General features: G+C 71.8%; 19 protein-coding genes. 15 read left to right on the top strand and 4 right to left on the bottom strand.

Translation table 11 applies throughout. From position 1 onward, the window contains the following. A partial coding sequence (locus ACTHNQ_RS00435) for an ABC transporter substrate-binding protein (RefSeq protein ID WP_440330476.1) occupies positions 1–1,164 on the bottom strand: 1,164 nt, incomplete at its 3' end. Positions 1,165–1,419: 255 nt separating this feature from the next. Here ACTHNQ_RS00435 and purS point away from each other — a divergent pair. Next, on the top strand, positions 1,420–1,668 hold the full coding sequence (purS, locus tag ACTHNQ_RS00430; RefSeq protein WP_018173827.1) for a phosphoribosylformylglycinamidine synthase subunit PurS: 249 nt from the start codon (positions 1,420–1,422) through the stop codon (positions 1,666–1,668). Continuing rightward, the gene (purQ, locus tag ACTHNQ_RS00425; protein WP_440330475.1) at positions 1,665–2,372 is read left to right on the top strand and encodes a phosphoribosylformylglycinamidine synthase subunit PurQ; all 708 of its coding nucleotides are present in this window, start codon (positions 1,665–1,667) and stop codon (positions 2,370–2,372) included. The genes purS and purQ overlap by 4 nt, the downstream gene beginning before the upstream one ends. Positions 2,373–2,377: 5 nt before the next feature. Here the strand turns inward: purQ and ACTHNQ_RS00420 are convergent, their stop codons facing one another. Beyond that, positions 2,378–2,809, bottom strand: coding sequence for a DUF1761 domain-containing protein (locus ACTHNQ_RS00420; RefSeq protein WP_440330474.1), 432 nt, complete (start codon positions 2,807–2,809; stop codon positions 2,378–2,380). A 106-nt stretch (positions 2,810–2,915) separates the two neighbouring features. On the opposite strand from ACTHNQ_RS00420, the gene ACTHNQ_RS00415 reads away from it, so the two are divergent. Both ACTHNQ_RS00415 and ACTHNQ_RS00410 read left to right on the top strand, forming a co-directional pair. Continuing rightward, the gene (locus ACTHNQ_RS00415) at positions 2,916–3,848 is read left to right on the top strand and encodes a 2-hydroxyacid dehydrogenase (protein WP_440330473.1); all 933 of its coding nucleotides are present in this window, start codon (positions 2,916–2,918) and stop codon (positions 3,846–3,848) included. Between the two features lie 224 nt (positions 3,849–4,072). Further along, the gene (locus ACTHNQ_RS00410) at positions 4,073–4,651 is read left to right on the top strand and encodes a pyridoxamine 5'-phosphate oxidase family protein (protein WP_440330472.1); all 579 of its coding nucleotides are present in this window, start codon (positions 4,073–4,075) and stop codon (positions 4,649–4,651) included. Between the two features lie 36 nt (positions 4,652–4,687). Here the strand turns inward: ACTHNQ_RS00410 and ACTHNQ_RS00405 are convergent, their stop codons facing one another. Then, positions 4,688–5,272 carry a nucleotidyltransferase family protein gene (locus ACTHNQ_RS00405; protein ID WP_440330471.1) on the bottom strand — a complete coding sequence of 195 codons (585 nt, stop codon included), beginning with the start codon at positions 5,270–5,272 and terminating at the stop codon, positions 4,688–4,690. A 77-nt stretch (positions 5,273–5,349) separates the two neighbouring features. Here ACTHNQ_RS00405 and ACTHNQ_RS00400 point away from each other — a divergent pair, with 77 nt between their 5' ends. From ACTHNQ_RS00400 to hpxO, 9 genes are all read left to right on the top strand, one after another. Beyond that, positions 5,350–6,522, top strand: a complete 1,173-nt coding sequence (locus tag ACTHNQ_RS00400; protein ID WP_440330470.1) for an XdhC family protein — start codon at positions 5,350–5,352, stop codon at positions 6,520–6,522. Next, complete coding sequence (locus tag ACTHNQ_RS00395) at positions 6,519–7,877, top strand: 8-oxoguanine deaminase (protein ID WP_440330469.1); 1,359 nt, start codon at positions 6,519–6,521, stop codon at positions 7,875–7,877. The genes ACTHNQ_RS00400 and ACTHNQ_RS00395 overlap by 4 nt, the downstream gene beginning before the upstream one ends. A 12-nt stretch (positions 7,878–7,889) precedes the next feature. Continuing rightward, the gene (locus tag ACTHNQ_RS00390; RefSeq protein WP_440330468.1) at positions 7,890–8,729 is read left to right on the top strand and encodes an FAD binding domain-containing protein; all 840 of its coding nucleotides are present in this window, start codon (positions 7,890–7,892) and stop codon (positions 8,727–8,729) included. Then, entirely contained in the window at positions 8,726–11,506 is a 2,781-nt protein-coding gene (locus tag ACTHNQ_RS00385) for a molybdopterin-dependent oxidoreductase (protein WP_440330467.1), read from the top strand. Before ACTHNQ_RS00390 ends, ACTHNQ_RS00385 begins: the two co-directional genes overlap by 4 nt. 132 nt (positions 11,507–11,638) lie before the next feature. Next, positions 11,639–12,745, top strand: a complete 1,107-nt coding sequence (locus ACTHNQ_RS00380; protein ID WP_018173821.1) for an ABC transporter substrate-binding protein — start codon at positions 11,639–11,641, stop codon at positions 12,743–12,745. A 5-nt stretch (positions 12,746–12,750) separates the two neighbouring features. Further along, a complete protein-coding gene (locus ACTHNQ_RS00375; protein WP_440330466.1) occupies positions 12,751–13,572 on the top strand; it encodes an ABC transporter ATP-binding protein in 822 nt (273 codons plus the stop codon). Between the two features lie 3 nt (positions 13,573–13,575). Further along, on the top strand, positions 13,576–14,382 hold the full coding sequence (locus tag ACTHNQ_RS00370; protein ID WP_440330465.1) for an ABC transporter permease: 807 nt from the start codon (positions 13,576–13,578) through the stop codon (positions 14,380–14,382). Continuing rightward, entirely contained in the window at positions 14,379–15,290 is a 912-nt protein-coding gene (locus tag ACTHNQ_RS00365; RefSeq protein WP_440330464.1) for an ABC transporter permease, read from the top strand. The genes ACTHNQ_RS00370 and ACTHNQ_RS00365 overlap by 4 nt, the downstream gene beginning before the upstream one ends. Further along, the gene (gene hpxO, locus ACTHNQ_RS00360) at positions 15,287–16,477 is read left to right on the top strand and encodes an FAD-dependent urate hydroxylase HpxO (protein ID WP_440330463.1); all 1,191 of its coding nucleotides are present in this window, start codon (positions 15,287–15,289) and stop codon (positions 16,475–16,477) included. The genes ACTHNQ_RS00365 and hpxO overlap by 4 nt, the downstream gene beginning before the upstream one ends. Positions 16,478–16,526: 49 nt before the next feature. Here hpxO and ACTHNQ_RS00355 read toward each other — a convergent pair whose 3' ends face one another. Beyond that, the gene (locus ACTHNQ_RS00355; protein ID WP_440330462.1) at positions 16,527–17,042 is read right to left on the bottom strand and encodes an adenine phosphoribosyltransferase; all 516 of its coding nucleotides are present in this window, start codon (positions 17,040–17,042) and stop codon (positions 16,527–16,529) included. A 107-nt stretch (positions 17,043–17,149) separates the two neighbouring features. On the opposite strand from ACTHNQ_RS00355, the gene ACTHNQ_RS00350 reads away from it, so the two are divergent. Together ACTHNQ_RS00350 and ACTHNQ_RS00345 are read left to right on the top strand one after the other, a co-directional pair. Next, positions 17,150–18,832, top strand: a complete 1,683-nt coding sequence (locus ACTHNQ_RS00350) for a glycoside hydrolase family 13 protein (RefSeq protein ID WP_440330461.1) — start codon at positions 17,150–17,152, stop codon at positions 18,830–18,832. 84 nt (positions 18,833–18,916) lie between these two features. After that, complete coding sequence (locus ACTHNQ_RS00345) at positions 18,917–19,936, top strand: LacI family DNA-binding transcriptional regulator (RefSeq protein WP_018173815.1); 1,020 nt, start codon at positions 18,917–18,919, stop codon at positions 19,934–19,936. Positions 19,937–20,036: the final 100 nt, after the last annotated feature.

Raw genomic sequence — 20,036 nt, 5'->3', positions numbered from 1 at the left:
GTACTGACCCTTGAAGGGCGCGACCGTGACCGCGTTGGCGCGGTCGGTGAGGATCTGGCCCACCGGCGCGTTGTTGAAGTACTCGTTGGTCGAGCTCAGCAGCGTGTCGGAGGTGAGCGCCTCGCTCTGGCTCGGGAACGTACCGGCGTTCTCGAAGGCCTTGATCTGCGCGTCGGGCGAGGTCAGCCAGTCGGCGAGCTCCTGCGCCTCCTTGACGTGCGGGCCGTTGGCGGGGACGGTCAGGTACGAGCCGCCCCAGTTGCCGCCGCCGTTCGGGAAGACGTTCGCGATGTCCCACGTCGTGGTGTCGGGCGCGTTGCCCGAGATCACGCCGAGCATCCAGCCCGGGCACAGCATCGTCGCGAAGGCGCCGTTGGACAGACCGGCGAACCAGTCGTCCGACCACTGGCTCAGGTGGGCCGACTGGGTGGCGCTGGCGGTGGTCACCTGGTCGTAGATGTCCTTGACCTCGGGATTGTCGGTCGCGGTGATGTCGCCCGACTTCGGGTCCTCGTAGGCGGCCTCGACCTGGTTGATCATGCCCTGGTACGTGCCACCGGCCGAGTCGAAGAACGCCTTGCCGGTCGCCGCGGTGTACTGCGCGCCGACTTCGAAGTACTTCGCCCAGTCGCCCTCGAGGAGGGTGGCGACCGACTCGCGGTCGGTGGGCAGGCCGGCAGCGGCGAACAGGTCGCTGCGGTAGCAGACGCCCTCCGGGCCGATGTCGGTGCCGTAGCCGATCAGGTTGCCGTCGGCGTCGGTGGCCGCTTCGGTCTTCCAGTCGAGCCAGCGGTCCTTCAGGTCGTCCGGGACGGGCGCGAGCAGGTCGGAGTACTTCATGACCTCGGGAAGCCAGTCGACCTCGATGGCCTCGACGTCGGCGAGGCCCTTCTTGCCGAGCTTCTGGAAGTAGTTGGCGCGCGCGTCGTTCGACGTCGCAGCCTTGTTCTGGACGACCTTCACGTTCGGGTGCTCGTCCATGTACTCCTTGAGGAGTGCATCGGTGTAGCCGAAGTCGTTGAAGGTGGCGACGGTCAGCGTGATCTGGTCGTCCGAGCCGCCGGCGTTGTCGCCGCTGCCGCTGGCGCAGCCGGCGAGGACGATGGCCGAGGCCGAGAACGCGGCGAGTGCCACGGCGCTTCTGCGGAAGGCGCGTGCGTTCACTGTCACTCCTTTGTGTTGTCAGGGGTTGATCTGTGTTGCAGGACCGACTCGGACGGGTGCCGTGCCGGCTGGCCGTGGGAGCGTTCCCACCAACCGAGACGCAACGTTATGGGATCGCTCCCACGAAAGTCAAGGGAGCGCTCCCATCTGTGGGTCACGGTTGTGTCACGAGTTCGCCGAGAGCCCCGGAAGAGCGTGGATGCCGGGGGCTCTAGACTGGAGGAGACCCCTGCCCGCGACATCCGGAGCTGTCACATGCCCACCATCGTCGTCGACGTCATGCCCAAGGCCGAACTGCTGGACCCCCAGGGGAAGGCCGTGGCCGGCGCATTCGCGCGGCTCGGAGTCTCGGACTTCACCGGCGTCCGCATCGGCAAGCGGTTCGAACTGACCGTCGAGGGCGAGGTCACCGACGAGCTCCTCGCCGAGGCCCGTCGCGTCGCCGACGAGATCCTGTCGAACTCGGTCATCGAGGACGTCGTGGGCGTCGAGGTCGTGGAATGACCGCCCGCATCGGCGTCATCACCTTCCCCGGCTCGCTCGACGACCGCGACGCGCAGCGCGCCATCCAGGTCGCCGGCGCCGAGCCGGTCGCGCTGTGGCACGGCTCGCACGACCTCGAGGGCGTGGACGCGCTCGTCCTGCCCGGCGGCTTCAGCTACGGCGACTACCTGCGTGCCGGCGCGATCGCGGCGCTCGCACCGATCATGGCCGAGGTGAAGGATGCCGCAGCCAAGGGCATGCCCATCCTCGGCATCTGCAACGGGTTCCAGATGCTCGTCGAGGCGCACCTGCTGCCCGGCGGGCTGATCCGCAACGCCCACCAGCAGTTCATCCGCCGCGACCAGCGCCTGCGCGTCGAGAACAACGACACCGCCTGGACGAGCGACTTCGCGACGGGGCAGGAGATCGTCATCCCGCTGAAGAACGCCGACGGCGGCTACATCGCCTCGGAGTCCGAGCTCGACCGCCTCGAGGGCGAGGGTCTCGTCGCCTTCCGCTACCTCGGCGTGAACCCGAACGGGTCGCTGCGCGACATCGCCGGCCTCACCAACGAGCGCGGCAACGTCGTCGGCCTCATGCCGCACCCCGAGCACGCCGTCGAGCCGGGCTTCGGCCCCGACACCGCCGCCGCGATGCGGTCGGGCGTCGACGGCCTCGGCTTCTTCTCGTCGGCGATCGCCGCCGTCGTCGCCCAGGCGGCCTGACGCTCCTAGACGGTCCCGGCGGGCGGCCAGACGCCGATGATCACCGCCATCACGAGGATCGTCACGAGCTCGTGCGCGATGTTCAGCACCGTGAGCGACGACGGGCGTCCCTCGAACGCGTCGTGCGTGATGAACCGGGCCGCGGTGAAGCCCGCCCACAGGATGACGCCGGTGCCCAGCGCGCCGAGCAGGTAGCTGCCCTCGTAGAAGTGCCAGGCGATCGACGACGCTCCGGCGAGCACCCACGCCGTCACGAAGCTCACGATGACGGTGACCACGATCGGCACCACCGCCGTCGCTCCGGGGCGGTCCATGTCGACCTTCGCGAGCTTGGCCCACCGCGTGCCGAACACCTTCGGCGTGTACCAGATCGAACCGACGACCATGCTCGACGCCGTCGCCAGCAGCACCGCCCAGTAGTTGATCTCGGGAACCATGCCAGCCTCCTCGGTCAGGGGCCGCTCGGGCCGCGCGCCCCGCTCGACGCGAGCGTAGCGTCACGCGACGACCCCGGCCAGGCACCTCGCCGGTAGCGTGGAGCGGGTGACCACCGGCATCCAGAATCTCGTCGTCAGCGTCCCCACCGAGCAGCTCGCCGCCGATCTGGGCGAACTGCCCGACAACGTCGAGCTCGTGATCTGGCCGATGGATGCCGCCGCCCCGCGCGACCGGTTCGACATCGTCGTGCCGCCGTACATGTCGATGACGCGCGTGCTCGAGCGCCTCGACGGCGTCGAGGTGGGGCTCGTGCAGAGCCAGTCGATCGGGTACGACGGCGTGGCCGACCTGCTGCCCGACGGCCTGACGTTCGCGAACGCCGCGTCGGTGCACGAGACCTCGACCGCCGAGCTCGCCGTCGGGCTGGCCATCGCCGCGCAGCGCCACATCGACCGCTTCGCCGTCGACACGGCAGCCGGCACATGGGCTCCGGTGTTCGCGCAGAGCCTCGCCGACCGCCGCGTGCTGCTGCTCGGCTACGGCGGTGTCGGCAAGGCCGTCGCCGCGCGGCTCGCGCCGTTCGAGGTGGAGCTGACCGCGGTGGCCTCGCGTGCACGAGACGAGGACGGTGTCGCCGTGCACGGCGTCGACGAGCTGCCCGAGCTGCTCCCCCGCGCCGAGATCGTGATCCTCACGCTGCCGGGAGGCGCCGCCACCGAGAACCTCGTCGACGACGCGTTCCTCTCGGCGCTCCCCGATGGCGCGCTGGTCGTCAACGTCGGCCGGGGCTCGCTCGTCGACACGGATGCGCTGGTCGACCACGTGCGACGCGGCCGCATCCGTGCGGCGCTCGACGTGACGGCACCCGAGCCGCTCCCCGAGGGCCACCCGCTGTGGAGCCTTCCCGGCGTGCTCGTCACCCCGCACGTCGGCGGCGCCTCCAGCGCCATGCGCCCGCGCATCGCGCGACTCGTGCGCACCCAGATCGAACGCCTCGCCGCCGGCGAGCCGCCGCTCAACGTGGTGCTCGGCGGCTGACCCGCCACACGCACCACCTCGCCGGACGACGCCGCCGCGCAGCGCACCTGGCGCGCGACCGCGCGCCAGTGGACGGTCGGCAATCACGTCCGCGGCTGGTGCGCCTTCGGCGGCGCGGCGATCCTCGTCGTCACGCTGCTCTGAGCCGGCGGCCGGATCGGCCGGGCCCCTTCAGTTCCTCGTCCGCCTGGAGTAGGACGGAAGAGAGGGACGGAGGTCAGCCGATGAACGAACCCTCGCGAGCCGCACGCACCCCGGGAGTGGAGCGCCTGTCGGCATCCGAGTGCTGGGACTACCTGGAGCGGGCCGAGTACGGACGCCTGGCGGTGATCCACGCGGACGGCGCCCCGGACGTCTTTCCGGTCAATCACCTCGCGCATGAGGGCGCGCTGTTCATCCGCACCGCGCGGGACGCCAAGCTGCTGCACATCGCCGCGCACCCGTTCGTCGCCTACGAGGTGGACGACGTGACGGACGACATGGTGTGGAGCGTGGTGGTCCGCGGTCGCGCCGAACGCGTGATGCGCGACGACGAGATCCGCGACAGCGGGGTTCGCCGGCTCGCGTCGTGGAGCCCCACCGCGAAGTTCTTCGCCATGAAGGTGACGGCGAACGCCGTGACCGGCCGCCGGTTCCCCCGCGACGCGCACGCCGAGCGGCTCATCCCGTTCGAGCAGGATGCCGTCGTCCCGGAGGCGCCCGTCCCGCACCCGTCGCGGGGCGAGCCTCCCGCACGGATCCCGCATTTCGGACCCGTCACCGGCACCACCCCGGTCACACCGGAGTCGAAGCGGCCGGAATGACGACGCGCCAGGGCGGCCCGTGAGACGGTGCGCGCCTCAGCTCCGATCTGGGAGCCCACGCACCGGCTCGTCGACGTCGGCGCCAGACCACAGATCGCCGCACTCGACCTCCGCGGCTCCGTGGGCGACGAGATACGAGCGGGCGCCGCGGTCCCCCACGAGGGCGGCCGCCACGGCGGTGAGGTGAGCGGATCCGATCGCCACGGGGTGCCCCGGCCGCCCCCGGTAGACCGCTTGGGCGAGGCCGTTCGCCGGCTCGGGACCGAGCGCGCCCACGACGCGTCGGACGGCGCTCGGCGGAGCATCCGGAGTGTCGACGAGGGTCACGACCACCGCGTCGGGGAGCAGGTCCGCGGCGGCGGCGAGACCCGCCCGCAGCGACGCAGCCATCCCCTCCGCCCAGTCGGCCGCGTGCACGACGACGGCTCCGGCGGGAACGAGCGCCGCGACCGCGTCGGCCTCCGCGCCCACGACCACCACGACGTCGCGGGCCCCGGAGGCGCGGAGCATCCCGACGGCGCTCTGCACCCAGGGCACGCCGTCACGGGAGAGCGCGAGCCCCTTCGGGCCGCCGAACCGCGTTCCGGCGCCGGCCGCGAGGACGATCCCGGTCGTGCGCATCGGCCTCCGTCCGAACTCGGTACGCCACGTCACGTCAGCGTAGCCCGTGCGAAACACGCCGCACCTAGCGTGACGGGATGCTCGAACTCGCCGGCGACCTGCTGCCCCTGCTGCGCTCCGGCGCGGCCGTGGCAGCGGTGACGGTCGCCGGCGTCGCTCGCAGCGCGCCGCGCGGCGTGGGCGCCACGATGGCCGTCACGGCCGAGGGGCGCGTGCTCGGCTCGATCTCGGGCGGCTGCGTAGAGGGCGACGCCATCGTGCTCGCGCACTCCGCGCGAGTGACCGGTGCCGCCGTGACGGCGCGGCTGGGCTTCAGCGACGACGCCGCGCATGCGGCGGGCCTCGCGTGCGGCGGGAGCGTGGATGTCGTCGCCTACCCTCTCCCCTCACGCGACGACGCCGGGTTCTCCGCCGTGGAGGCCGAGCTCGCGGCCGCTGCGGGCGGCCGGGCGGCCTCCGTCGGGATCGTCATGTCGGGGGCCGACGCCGGCCGGATGCTGGCGCCCGCACAGCTGCGGGGCGTCCTGTCCCCGGCATCGGTCGGCGAGCTCACGGCCCTCGGCGAGTCGCGCATGCTCCCGGGGGCATGCGCCGGGGCCGATGTGCTGTTCGTGACGTCGGTGCCGCGCGCCCGCCTCATCCTCGTCGGCGCCGGAGAGCATGCCGCGGCCCTGTGCCGCGTGGCCACGGCTGCGGGGTACGCCGTCGAGGTGTGCGACGTCTGGCCCACCCTCGTGACCCCGGAGCGCTTCCCCGGCGCCGTCCGGCTGATCGCCGAGCTCCCCCACGAGTACCTGGCCTCGCTCGACCGGAGCGGCCTCGACGACCGCACCGCCGTCTGTGTGCTCACCCATGACGAGCGCGTCGACGTCCCCGCCCTCGCGGCCGCGCTGTCGCTGCCCGTCGGCTTCGTCGGCGCGATGGGAGCACGATCGACCGTCGCGCGTCGTCGCGAGCTGCTGGAGGCCCGGGGCGTCGACGAAGAGGACCTTGCGCGCCTGCGGTCCCCCGTCGGGCTCGATCTGGGCGGCGCCGGCCCCGACGAGACCGCCGTCTCGGTGCTCGCCGAGATCATCGCGGTGCGCCACGGCGGCTCGGCCGCGCCGCTGCGGGATCGGACCGGCCCGCTGCACCGCCGCTCGCCCCGGGCCGGCGACCCGTGCTCGAGCGCGGCATCCCCCGTCCGCGCCGCGTGCGAGCCCGAATCATCCGCCGTTCCCCTGCCCACCGCATCACCAGGAGCCCCATGACCCGCACGATCATCGAGAACGCCCACGTCGTCACCGTCGACGAGCGCGGAACCGAGTACCCGGACGGCCATGTCGTCGTGGCGGACGGCCGCATCGTCTCCGTCGGTCCGGGACGCGCCGACCAGGCGCTGCGCACGGACGCGGAGGTCGTCGACGGGCGCGGGTGCTTGGTGACCCCGGGGCTCATCAACACGCACCACCACCTGTACCAGTGGCTCACGCGCGGCTATGCGCAGGACTCGATCCTGTTCGACTGGCTCACCGCGCTCTACCCGCTGTGGTCGCGCATCGATGCCGACCTCACGGGGACGGCGGCGGCCGGCGCCATGGCCGTGCTCGCCCGTTCCGGCTGCACGACGGTCGGCGACCACCACTACGTCTTCCCCCGTGGCGGCGGCGACATCGTCGGGTCGATCGTCGACGCGGCGTCGACGGTCGGCGTCCGGCTGCACGCCACGCGCGGCTCGATGGACCTCGGCGCGTCGCAGGGCGGGCTGCCGCCGGACTCGGCGGTGGAGACGACGGTTGCCGCCCTCGCGGCGTCGCAGGAGGCCGTCGAGCGCTACCACGATCCGTCGCCGGACGCGATGGTGCGCATCGCGATCGCCCCGTGCTCGCCGTTCTCGGTGACCGCCGACCTGCTGCGCGAGGCGGGCGTGCTGGCCCGGTCGCTCGACGTACGGCTGCACACCCACGCGTCGGAGACGGTGGAGGAGGACGCGTACTGCGCCGAGCACTTCGGCCGCACGCCCACGCAGTATCTCGAAGATCTCGGCTGGCTCGGCGACGACGTCTGGATGGCGCACGGCGTGCACCTCGACGAGCCGGCGATCGCCCGGTACGCCGCCACCGGCACGGGTGTCGCGCACTGCCCGTCCTCGAACGCCCGCCTCGCGGCCGGCATCGCCCCGGTGCGGGCGCTGCTGGATGCCGGCGTTCCGGTGGGCCTGGGCGTCGACGGGGCTGCGTCGAACGAATCGGGTCAGCTCGGTGTCGAGATCCGCGAGGCCGTGCTGATGGCGCGCCTGCGCACCGGATCGGAGTCCATGAGCGCGCGCGACGCGCTCCGCATCGCGACGATGGGCGGCGCACGCGTGCTCGGCCGTCATCACGAGATCGGCTCGCTCGAGCCCGGCAAGCTCGCCGACATCGCGGTGTGGCAGGTCGACCGGGTGGAGCACGCCGGCATCCTCGACCCGGTCGCGGCGCTCGGCCTCGGGGCCCTCCCGCCCCTCAAGCGCCTCTACGTCGGCGGACGGACCGTCGTGTCGGACGCGACCCTCGTCACCGCGGACGAGACGCGCCTCGCGCGGGCGGTGGCGGCGGCATCCGTCTCGCTCGCCGAGAGGCTCTGAGCCGGGAGAGCCATGGACATCACCTCGATCACGTCGTTCCGGCGGGCGCGCACGCGCAGCGATCTCGCGCTCGCCCCCGGCGAGGCCTTCATCGCGGGGGGCACGTGGCTCATGAGCGAGCCGCAGCCGGGCATCACCGGGTTCGTCGACCTCACGACGATGCCGTGGCCGGCGCTCGAGATCACCGGCCACGGACTGCGGATCGGGGCGACGTGCACGATCGCGCAGCTCGTCGCGTGGGCCGAGGGGCGCGAGGGCCCTGGGATGCCGGCGGACTGGGCGGCGGCATCCCTCATCCCGCACGCCGCGAACGCGCTGCTGGCCTCGTTCAAGGTGTGGAACACGGCGACGGTGGGCGGCAACGTGTGCCGCTCGTACGCCGCGGGCTCCATGACCGCGCTGGCGGTCACCCTCGACGGCACGGCGGAGATCTGGCGGCCCGACGGCACGGAGTACGCCATCGCGGTGGCCGACCTCGTTACCGGCAACGGCGAGAACGCGCTCGGCGCGGGGGACGTGCTCCGCGCCATCGACGTGCCGGCCGGAGCGCTGCGCTCCCGGGTGGCCCTGCGCAAGATCGCGCTGGCGGAGCACGGACGCTCGGGCGCCGTGGTGACCGCGCGTCTCGACACGGACGGCGCCTTCGTCGTGGTGCTGACGGCCGCGACGGCGCGGCCCGTCGTGCTGCGCTTCGCGACGATCCCGGATGCCGCGACGCTGGCCGCCGCGGTCGCCGCCGCGCCCGGCTACTACTCCGATCCGCTCGGCGCCGCCGACTGGCGTCGCGGGGTGAGCGGGGTGCTGGCGGAGCGCATCCGGCGGGAACTGGTCGACGAGGAGCGTGCGGCATGAGGATCGAGGTGAACGGGCGGGTCCGGACCGTCGAGCCGCGCCCGGGTCAGTGTCTGCGCACGCTGCTGCGCGAGGCCGGCCACCACGAGGTCAAGAAGGGCTGCGACGCCGGCGATTGCGGCGCCTGCTCGGTGCTCGTGGACGGCGTGCCCGTCCACTCCTGCATCATCCCTGCGGTGCGCGCGGAGGGCGCCTCGGTGACGACCGCAGCCGGTCTCGCGCCGGGAGATGCACTCCATCCGGTGCAGGACGCGCTGATCGAGCACTTCGGATTCCAGTGCGGCTTCTGCACCCCGGGGATGGCGGTGACCGCCTCGACGCTGCTCCCGGACGATCTCGCCGATCTCGACCGGCGCATGAAGGGCAACCTCTGCCGCTGCACCGGCTACCGGCCGATCCGTGAGGCGATCGAGGCATCGGTGCTCGGACCGGTCCGCAGCACAGGCCCGGGAACGGACCGGGCCGGCGATCGATGCGCCGCGACCGCAGGCGAGGGCGTCGGCGCCTCGGTGCGGCCCGAACCGGGACGACGCGTCGTGCAGGGGCGGGAGCCCTACACGTTCGACACCCCCGACATCGAGGGCGCCCTCGTACTGCGGGTGGTGGGCTCGCCGCACGCCCACGCGCGCATCACGGCGATCGACACGACGGCGGCGCGCGCCGTCCCCGGCGTGGTGGCGGTGTTCACGCACGAGAACGTCACCGGCCGGCGGTACTCGACCGCCCGGCATGAGCTGCGCGAGGACGACCCCGACGACGCGCGCCTTCTCGACGATGTCGTGCGGTTCGCCGGGCAGCGGGTGGCCGCCGTGGTGGCCGAGACCGCCGAAGCCGCCGATGCCGCCTGCCGTCTCATCGCGATCGCGTACGACGAGCTGCCCGCCGTCTTCGACCCGGAGGCTGCGCGGCAGCCGGGGGCTCCGCTCCTCCACGCCGACCGCACCCCGCAGGACCGCGTGGCGGAGGCCGGCCGGAACGTGCTCGCCACGCTCCACGACGGCATCGGCGGCGACCCCGACATCGCGCTGGCGGCGAGCGCGGTCACGGTCTCGGGGACCTGGCGCACCGGCAGGGTCTCGCACGCCCAGCTGGAGACCCACGGTGCCATCGGCGATCTGGACGAGGAGGGCCGGCTGGTCATCCGCTCCAGCACCCAGGTGCCCTTCCTCGTGCGCAACGAGCTCTCGCGTCTGTTCGAACTGCCGCGGGAGCGCATCCGCGTGCACGCCGCCCGCGTGGGCGGAGGGTTCGGCGGCAAGCAGGAGATGTTCGTCGAGGACCTCGTCGCCCTCGCGGTGCTGCGCACCGGGCGCCGGGTCGCCTACGAGTTCACGCGGAGCGACCAGTTCCGGCGCGCCTCGGTGCGGCATCCGTTCCGTGTCTCGGTCACGCTCGGGGCGACGGCGGAGGGCAGGCTCACCGCGATGAAGCTCGACGTGCTCAGCGACACCGGCGCGTACGGGAACCACGGCATCGGCGTCATGTTCCACGGCTGCGCGGAGTCCATCAACGTGTACCGCTGCCCGGTCAAGCGCGTGGACGCGGAGGTCGTCTACACGAACAACGTGCCGTCCGGCGCGTTCCGGGGGTACGGACTCGGACAGGTGATCCTGGGCGTCGAATCCGCGATGGACATGCTCGCCGAGAAGCTGGGCATCGACCCGTTCGACCTGCGCCGCATCAACGCCGTGCGAGAGGGCGACCCGCTCCTGACCGTCACGGACGAGCACGACGAAGACCTCGTGTGGGGCAGCTACGGCCTCGACCAGTGCCTCGATCTGGCCCAGGACGCACTCGTCCGCGGCAACGGGATCGCCGCGCCGGAGGGCTGGCTGACCGGGGAGGGGATGGCGATCTCGTTCATCGCCGCCATGGCGCCGGGCGGCCATCACGCCCACACCGAGGCGACCCTGCGACCCGACGGGAGGATCGTGCTGCGAGCGGGCACGGCCGAGTTCGGCAACGGCACCAGCACGGTGCTGCGGCAGATCGCGGCGACCGTGCTGCAGGCGGCCGGCGACCGCATCGAGCTGCGGGCCTCCGACACCGACCTCGTCGTCCACGACACCGGAGCCTTCGCGTCTGCGGGCGTCACCGGCGCCGGCAAGGCCCTCGCCGCGGCGTGCGCCGAGCTGGCCGACCGCATGCTCGCGAGCGCGCGCACGGCGGCCGCCGCGCCGGGCGCCGACGCGCGGCTCGCGCCGGGCGGTGTGGAGGTCGCCGGGCGGCTCATCGCCTTCGCCGACCTCGTCCAGGCGGCGCCGGCCGACCACCGGACGCTCGAGGGATTGGTCGGCCGCGGCAGCGAGCACGGCGACCGACGCAGCCTCTCGTTCAACGTGCACGCCGTCCGGGTCGCCGTCGATCCCGACACCGGCACGGTGCGGGTGCTGCAGTCCGTCCAGTCCGCGGATGCGGGGTTCCTGATGAACCCCGCCCAGGTGCGCGGCCAGGTCGAGGGCGGAGCGGCGCAGGGACTGGGCAGCGCCCTGTACGAGGAGGTCCTGATCGGCGCCGACGGCCATGTGGCCAATCCGGCGTTCCGGATGTACCGCGTTCCCCAGTTCGGCGACATCCCGCCGACCGAGGTGCTGTTCGCCGACACGAGGGACACCGTGGGCCCGTTCGGGGCGAAGTCGATGAGCGAGTCCCCGTACAACCCGGTCGCGGCGGCGGTCGGCAATGCGATCGCGCGCGCGATCGGCAGACGGCCCTTCCAGCAGCCCTTCACGCGCGAACGGGTGTGGCGTCTGATGCAGGGCGTCGCAGAGTCGTGAGCGGTTCCGGATGCCGCGACCCCCGGCATCCGGCATCAACCGTCACACCGCCGAAACGTCCAGACGCACCGGCCGAAACGCCGCGGGCCTAGCGTCGGCGTGATCACATCGCACGAAGGGAAGCCACACCCGATGGCACGACACAGCAACCTGGGGCGGCACGGCCGTCTCGCGGCCGGCGCGGCCGCCTTCCTCGCCACCGCCCTCGTCCTGGCCGGCTGCGCCTCCGGCGGGACGGCCGCTCCCGGCTCGACCGACGACGGCGAGGCGGCATCGTACGGCGACATCAGCGTGCAGTACTCCTGGATCAAGAACGAGGAGTTCGCCGGCGAGTTCTACGCCTACGACAACGGCTACTACGACGAGGCCGGGTTCTCGGAGGTCACCGGCGTCGCCGGCCCCGACACGGGGGTCGCCAAGCTGCTCTCGGGCTCGGTGCAGGTCGCGCTGAGCGACGCCGCCTCGATCGGCGCCGCAGTCGCCGAGCAGGACGCGCCGCTGAAGATCATCGGGGCGACCTTCCAGAAGAACCCCTTCACGATCCTCTCGCTCAAGGACGGCGCCGACATCGCGACGCCCGAAGACCTCAAGGGCAAGAAGATCGGCGTGCAGGACTCGAACGCCTCGGTCTTCAAGGCACTCCTCGCGGCCAACGACATCGACGAGAGCGAGCTGACGATCGTCCCCGTCGACTTCGACCCGACGCCGCTCATCAACGGCGAGGTCGACGGCTTCATGGCGTACCTCACGAACGAGGCGATCACGGTCGAGCTGTCGGGCTACCCGGTGACCAACCTCGCCTACGCCGAGAACGGTCTTCCGTACGTCGCAGAGACGTTCTCGGTCACCGACCAGTACCTGGCCGAGAACAAGGACCTTCTGAAGGCGTTCCTCATCGCCGAGATCAAGGGCTGGACCGACGTCTACAAGGCGGAGACCGCCGACACCGTCGACGTCGTCGTGAAGCACTACAACGAGTCGGCGGCCGCGGGCGACCTGACCTTCGGCGACCTCGACCCCGAGAAGACCGGCAAGGCGATCGAAGCCGAGAAGCTGCTCATCTCCACCGACGAGACCGAGAAGAACGGCCTGTTCACCATCTCGGACGACCTCCAGAAGCAGACGCTCGCCTCGCTCAAGGCCTCCGGCTGGGATCTGAAGGCCGACCAGCTCTTCGACACGTCGATCATCGACTCGATCTACGAAGAGCAGCCCGAGCTCAAGGACTACCTCCCGTAGGGATCATGACAGTTTCACAGAACCTGGATGCCGGTGCCCTCACGGGCACCGGCATCCAGATCACAGGGGTCTCGAAGTCGTTCCCGCTGCGAGGGGGCAAGTCCCTGCTCGCACTCGAGGGAACGGACCTTCACACCGAGAAGGGCTCGTTCCTGGCGCTCCTCGGTCCGTCCGGCTGCGGCAAGTCGACCATCCTGCGCATCCTCGCGGCCCTCGAGCGACCCTCCACCGGCACGGTGCTCGTGGACGGCGAGACGCCCGACCAGATGCGCGCCGGCAGCGAACTCGGCATCGCGTTCCAGGACCACGCCCTGCTGCCGTGGCGCAGCATCCGCAAGAACATCGAGCTGCCGTTCGAGGTCGCCGGACGCTCCGTCGACAAGGACTACGTCGATGAGCTCATCGAGCTCGTCGGCCTCAGGGACTTCGCGTCGGCGAAGCCGGCGCAGCTGTCGGGTGGCATGCGCCAGCGCGCCTCGATCGCCCGCGCGCTCGTGCTGAAGCCGTCGGTGCTGCTGCTCGACGAGCCGTTCGGCGCGCTCGACGACATGACGCGGCAGAACCTCAACCTCGAGCTACTGCGCATCTGGACCGAGAAGCCCGCGACGACGCTGCTCGTGACGCACGGCATCAGCGAGGCGATCTTCCTCGCCGACCGGGTCGCGGTCATGTCGCCGCGGCCGGGCCGGATCAAGGAGATCATCGAGGTCGACCTGCCGCGCCCGCGCACGCCGGAGATGATGCGCACCCCCGAGTTCCACGCCCTCGTCGACCGCGCCTCGGAGCTGCTCTTCGGCGCGGACGGCCGCGCCGAAGCCGAGGCCTGAGCAATGAGCCGCGCACGCATCCCCGGGTGGGCCTCGGCGCTCATCGGCGGCGGCGCCCTGCTCCTGCTGTGGTGGGTCTTCTCGCTCCTCGCGTTCCAGGAGCGGGAGGGGACGACGTTCACCCCCGTCCCCTCGCCGTGGGCCGTCTTCGACTGGCTCTTCCTGCAGGGGAACATCCTCGGCGCCTGGAGCGTCTTCCAGCCCACGATCACCGCGGCGGCGATCGGGTACGCCTGGGGCAACGGCATCGCCCTCGTGCTCGCCGCCCTGGTGCTGCTGGTGCCACGGCTCGAGACGCTGATCACGCAGATCGCGGTCGTCACGTACTGCCTGCCGATCGTCGCGATCGGCGGGATCTCGATCGTCGTCGTCGGCGGCGCGAAGAACCCCGGCGACCCCTCGGCGACGGCGATCTTCCTCGCCGCGATCGTCTGCGTCTTCACAACGGTGGTGGGCTCGATCCTGGGATTCACGTCCGCCGACAAGGCGTCCCTCGACGTCGTGCGCGTCTTCGGCGGCGGCGTCTGGACGCAGCTCGTCAAGGTGCGCCTGGTCGCCGCCCTCCCGTCGATCCTCAACGCGCTGCAGATCGCGGTGCCGACCGCGTTCCTCGGCGCCGTGCTCGGCGAGTATCTCGGCTCGATCACGGCCGGGGTGGGCCCGACCCTCATCCGGCTGCAGGGCCAGCTCGACTCTGCAGGCGTGTGGTCGGTGTTCCTGCTGTGCGGGGTGATCGCGCTGACCGCGTACGGCCTGGTCGGGCTCCTCGTCAGATTCGTCACACCGTGGGTCGCCGGGAGGCCGTCATGACACCGAGGACCGAACCCGTCGACACCGCTCACCCGCCCGCGGCCCCGACGGCGCAGCTCGTGCTCGCGGCGGACGCCGCGGCGCAGGCGCGCCTGCGCGCCGACCGTCGTCGTGCGCTGTCGCGTGCTGTGCTCCGAGCGCTCGGCAACGCCCTCCTCACGATCGTGGTGCTGCTCGTGCTCTGGCAGGCCGTCGTGAGCTTCACCGGCATCTCGCCGTACGTCGCGAAGGGCCCGCTCGACGTCTGGGACTACCTGTTCGTCGACGAGGATGCCGCAGCGCACCGCGAGCTGCTGTTCCCGCTGGTGGGGCAGACGCTCCTCGACGCGGTCGTGGGGTTCGTCGTCGGCATGATCGTCGCGGTCGCCCTCGCGATCGCGTTCAGCCTGTCGAAGTCCGTCGAGGCCGGCGTCATGCCCCTCGTGCTGCTGCTGCGCACGATCCCGCTCGTCTCCATCGCCCCCGTCATCATCCTCATCACCGGTCGCGGCACGACGGCGTCGGTGGCGGTCATCGGCACGATCGTCGTGCTCTTCCCCGCGCTCGCGAACGTGCTGTTCGGGCTGAGCCGCGCCAGCCGGCAGAGTCTGGACGTCGTGCACGTCTTCGGCGGGAGCCGGTCCATGGCCCTGCGCAAGGTCAATCTTCCGGGAGCCATGCCCTCGGCGTTCGCCGCGGCACGCGTGTCGGTGCCCGCCGCGGTCACCGGCGCGCTGCTGGCCGAGTGGCTGTCGACGGGGCTCGGCATCGGCGGCGCCATCCTGAAGTTCAACGCGCAGGCCCAGTTCGCCCAGCTGTGGGGCGCGATCGCGATCATCACGCTGATCACGCTCGTGCTCTACAACGTCGTCCAGGTGGCGGAGAGCATCGTGCTCACCCGGATGGGCATGTCCGGCGGCACCCGTTGAAGGTCATCATCATCGGTGCCGGGATCGGCGGCACGAGTGCGGGGATCGCGCTCAGGAAGCTCGGACACGAGGTCGTGATCTACGACCGCATGCGCGAGAACAAGCCCGTCGGTGCGGCGCTGTCGCTCTGGTCGAACGGCGTCAAGGTGCTCAACTGGCTGGGGCTGCGCGACGAGGTCGCCGCACTCGGCGGGCGCATGGACAACATGGCGTATCTCGACGGGCACACCGGCGAGCAGCTGTGCCGGTTCAGCCTGAACCCGGTGACCGAGCAGACCGGACAGCGGCCCTACCCGGTCGCGCGGGCCGATCTGCAGGCGCTCCTCATGCGCGAGTTCGGCATGAGCCGCATCCGCCTGGGCATGCAGCTGGTCGGGATCGCCGACGACGGCGCCACGGTGACGGCGACCTTCGCCGACGGCTCCACCGACTCCGCCGACATGCTGATCGGAGCCGACGGTGCGCGCTCGATCACCCGCGACCACGTGACGGAGCGCGATGGGGCCCCGAGGATCCAGCGCGCCTACTCGGGCTACACCAACTTCAACGGGCTCGTGCCCGTCGACACGGCGATCGGCCCTGCCGACCAATGGACGACCTATGTGGCCGAGGGCAAGCGCGCCGCCGTGATGCCCGTGCAGGGCGACCGGTTCTACTTCTGGTTCGATGTGCCGCAGCCGGCGGGCGTGCCGTACGACCGGGCCGACGGCGTCGCGCCGCTGGTCGAGGCGTTCGGCGGCTGGGCCCCCGGCGTCCGCTCGCTGATCGGCGCGATCGACCCCGCTGTGTCGCTCAACCGCGTGGAGATCTGGGACATCGACCCGTTCCACACGTGGGCTCGCGGCCGGGTCGCGATCCTCGGCGACGCCGCGCACAACACCGCTCCCGACATCGGCCAGGGGGCCTGCTCTGCGCTCGAAGACACCTTCGCCCTGGGCATCGCCGTCGCCACGAACACCGTGAGCGTCGAAGACACGCTGCGACGCTATGAGCGCAGCCGCACCGAGCGCGCCGGCGAGCTGGTGCTGCGCGCGCGGCGGCGTGGAGACGAGACCCACGGCTACGATCCGGAGGCGACGGCCGCCTGGTACGCGAGCCTGCGGGGCGCCGACGGCACCGGGATCATCCGGGGCATCGTCGGCAACATCGCCGACAGCCCGATCAACCTGGGCGCGGGCACCCTGTGAGCCCCTCGGTCCGACGATGCCTCGACTGACGCCGATCGCGTTCTGGACGTCAGGCGGTGAACACCGTGTGGACGTCGCCGACGACCTCACGGCCGCCGAGGGCGGTGAGCTCCATGAGCACGGCGGTTCCGGCGACCGTGCCGCCGAGCGCGGCGACGAGCTCGTGCGCGGCGACCAGTGTGCCGCCGGTGGCGAGCACGTCGTCGACCAGCAGCACGCGCATCCCGGCCGTGATGTCATCGTGCGCCTCGATGGTCGCGGTGCCGTATTCGAGGGCGTAGCTGACGGATGCCGCCGGCAGGGGCAGCTTGCCGGCCTTGCGGATCGGCACGAGGCCGGCGCCCGCCTCCATGGCGGCCGCGCCCGCGAGCAGGAAACCGCGTGCCTCGACGCCGGCGACGACGTCGAACGAGCCCTCGAAGGGGGCGATCATCGCGTGGATGACCGTGCGCAGGGCCGAGGCATCCGCCAGCAGCGGCGTGATGTCGCGGAACAGCACGCCCGGCTCGGGGTAGTCGGGGATCGTGCGGATGAGCGACTCGGCGCGGGTCAGGGCTTCGGACACGCGTTTCACCCTACGCCGGTCCTCGCAGCACTCCCCCGCCGGGCCCTCGGATGACGACGGGAGAGGCGCCGGAACGGCGATGTAAGCGCTTGCAGTATGCTGGGCGAATGACTTCCGCAGAGACCGCTGAGCGCACGGACGCGTTTCTCACCACCGTCGGCTCGGAGTGGTGGCGCACGGCCGTGATCTACCAGATCTACCCGCGCTCGTTCGCGGACGCCTCGGGCGACGGCATCGGCGACCTGCCGGGCATCACGTCGCGCCTCGACGACCTGCAGACCCTCGGCATCGACGCCATCTGGCTGAGCCCCTTCCAGCGTTCGCCGCAGAAGGACGCCGGCTACGACGTCAGCGACTACTGCGACGTCGACCCGCTGTTCGGCACGCTGGCCGACTTCGACGAGATGCTCGCTGCGGCGCACGCCCGCGGCATCCGCGTCATCGTGGATCTGGTCCCGAACCACTCCTCCGACCAGCACGTGTGGTTCCAGGAGGCACTCGCCGCCGCGCCCGGCAGCCCCGAGCGCGCCCGCTACATGTTCCGCGACGGCAAGGGCGAGCACGGCGAACTGCCTCCCAACAACTGGGAGTCCGTCTTCGGCGGCCCCGCGTGGACCCGCGTGGTCGAGGCCGACGGCCGACCCGGGCAGTGGTACCTGCACCTGTTCGACTCGTCGCAGCCCGACTTCGACTGGTCGAACGAGGTCGTGCGCGAAGAGTTCCGCCGCATCCTGCGCTTCTGGCTCGACCGCGGCGTCGACGGCTTCCGCGTCGACGTCGCCCACGGGCTCATGAAGGCCGAGGGTCTTCCGGACTACATCCCGAACCCCGACGCCGGCTCGATGGGCGGCGAAGAGGAGAACGTGCCGTACTGGGGCCAGGACACCGTGCACGAGGTGTACCGCGACTGGCGCAAGATCCTCGAGGAGTACCAGGGCGACCGGGCCCTGGCCGCCGAGGCGTGGCTGCCGACCGCCGAGCGCACCGCCGAGTGGGTGCGCCCCGACGAGATGCACCAGGCGTTCAACTTCCCCTACCTGCAGACGGAATGGGATGCGGCCGACCTGCGCGCCGTGATCGACCTGTCGCTGCGCGCGTTCCCCGGCGTCGGCGCGCCGTCGACGTGGGTGCTGTCGAACCACGACGTCGTGCGCCACGCATCGCGCCTCGCGCTGACCGCCGAGAACCCGCAGGGCCACGGCATCGGCCCGGACTCCCCCGGTCAGCCGATCCCCGAGGTCGGTCTCGCGCGCGCCCGCGCCGCGACGACCCTCATGCTGGCACTGCCCGGCTCGGCGTACCTGTACCAGGGCGAGGAGCTCGGTCTGCCCGAGGTCATCGACATCCCCGGCGAAGCCCGCCAGGATCCCACGTGGTTCCGCACCAACGGCGAGCGCTACGGCCGCGACGGCTGCCGCGTGCCGATCCCGTGGACGGCGGAGGGCCCGGCTTACGGCTTCAACGACAGCGGCGCCTCGTGGCTGCCGCAGCCCGCGGAGTGGGCGGGACTCGCCCGCGATGCGCAGGCGGGCGTCGCCGGCTCCACCCTCGAGCTCTACCGCACGCTGCTCGCCGAGCGCCGCGCGCGCGGTCTCGGCGCGGGTTCGCTCGAGTGGCTCGAGGGCTACGGACCGGATGCCGTCGCATTCCGCAACGGGAATGTCACGGTCGTGGCGAACACCGGTTCCGAGCCTGTCGCGCTGCCGAGCGGTATCGTGATCGCGGCGAGCGGTCCCGTCACCGACGTGATCCCGGCCGACACGGCCGTCTGGGTGGCGGACGCGCTCTGACGGACGGCGAGGGCCGCCGGCACTTGTGCTGAGCGAGGCACGAGACGAAGCATCCAATCAACTCTGTGAAAGCCAGGTGACGACGTGGTCAGCATCGACGAGGTCGCCCGCGCGGCGGGCGTCTCGACGGCGACCGTCTCGCGCGCGCTGAGCGGGCGCGGCCATGTCTCGGCCGGCGCGAAGGCGAAGGTCGAGGCGGCCGCCAAGGACCTGGGATACGTCGTGTCGGCGTCGGCGTCGAGCCTGGCTTCGGGGCGCACGCGCAACATCGGCGTGCTGGTGCCGTTCCTCGACCGCTGGTTCTTCTCCACGGTGCTGAGCGGCATCGCGTCGGCGCTCATGCGCCGCGGCTACGACATCACGCTGTACAGCCTCACCGCCGACCGCGGCGAGCGCCACGACGTGTTCGACACATTCCTGCGCCGCGGCCGCGTCGACGGCGTGATCGCGATCTCGCTCGAACTCGGCGACGAAGAGACCGAGCGGCTCGTCGAGCTCGACCTGCCGGTGATCGCGATCGGCGGCCCGAATCCGCGCCTGACGACCCTCACGGTCGACGACGTCGCGGTCGCGCGACTGGCCACCGAGCACCTGCTGGCGCTCGGGCATCGCGAGATCGCGCACATCGGCGCGAGCCCCGAGTTCGACATCGACTTCCACATCCCGACCCAGCGGCGCCAGGGCTTCGAGCAGGCGCTCGCGGATGCCGGCATCGAGGTCATCCCTTCTCTGTTCGAGCCGGCCGACTTCACGATCGAAGGCGGCTTCCGCGCCGCCAAGCAGCTGCTGGGCAAGCCCGGAGGGCGTCCGACGGCCATCTTCGCGGCATCCGACGAGATGGCCATCGGGGCGCTCCTGGCCGCCCGCGACCTCGGCTACCGCGTGCCCGAGGACCTCTCGGTGATCGGCATCGACGGCCACGAGCTGGGCGAGTTCTTCCGGCTGACGACCGTCGACCAGTTCCCGATGGGCCAGGGCGAGCGTGCGGCGGACGCGATGCTCGCGGCGCTGGAGGCGGCAGAGGACGAGGCTCCGACGCACCGTCCCGGCGAGCTGCCCTTCGAGCTCATCGTCCGCGGCTCCACCGCTCGCCTGCCCGGCTGACGGCGCGACAACAGCCGCGGCTAGGCTCGGCTCATGACGATCGACCTCGAAGCGCTGTACATCGATCTGCACCGGCATCCGGAGCTGTCGTTCCAAGAGA

The sequence above is a fragment of the Microbacterium sp. genome (assembly GCF_051953575.1).
Classification (GTDB): domain Bacteria; phylum Actinomycetota; class Actinomycetes; order Actinomycetales; family Microbacteriaceae; genus Microbacterium.
Note: the sequence above shows the minus strand (reverse complement) of the source record. Positions and strands in the feature narration are given on the sequence as shown.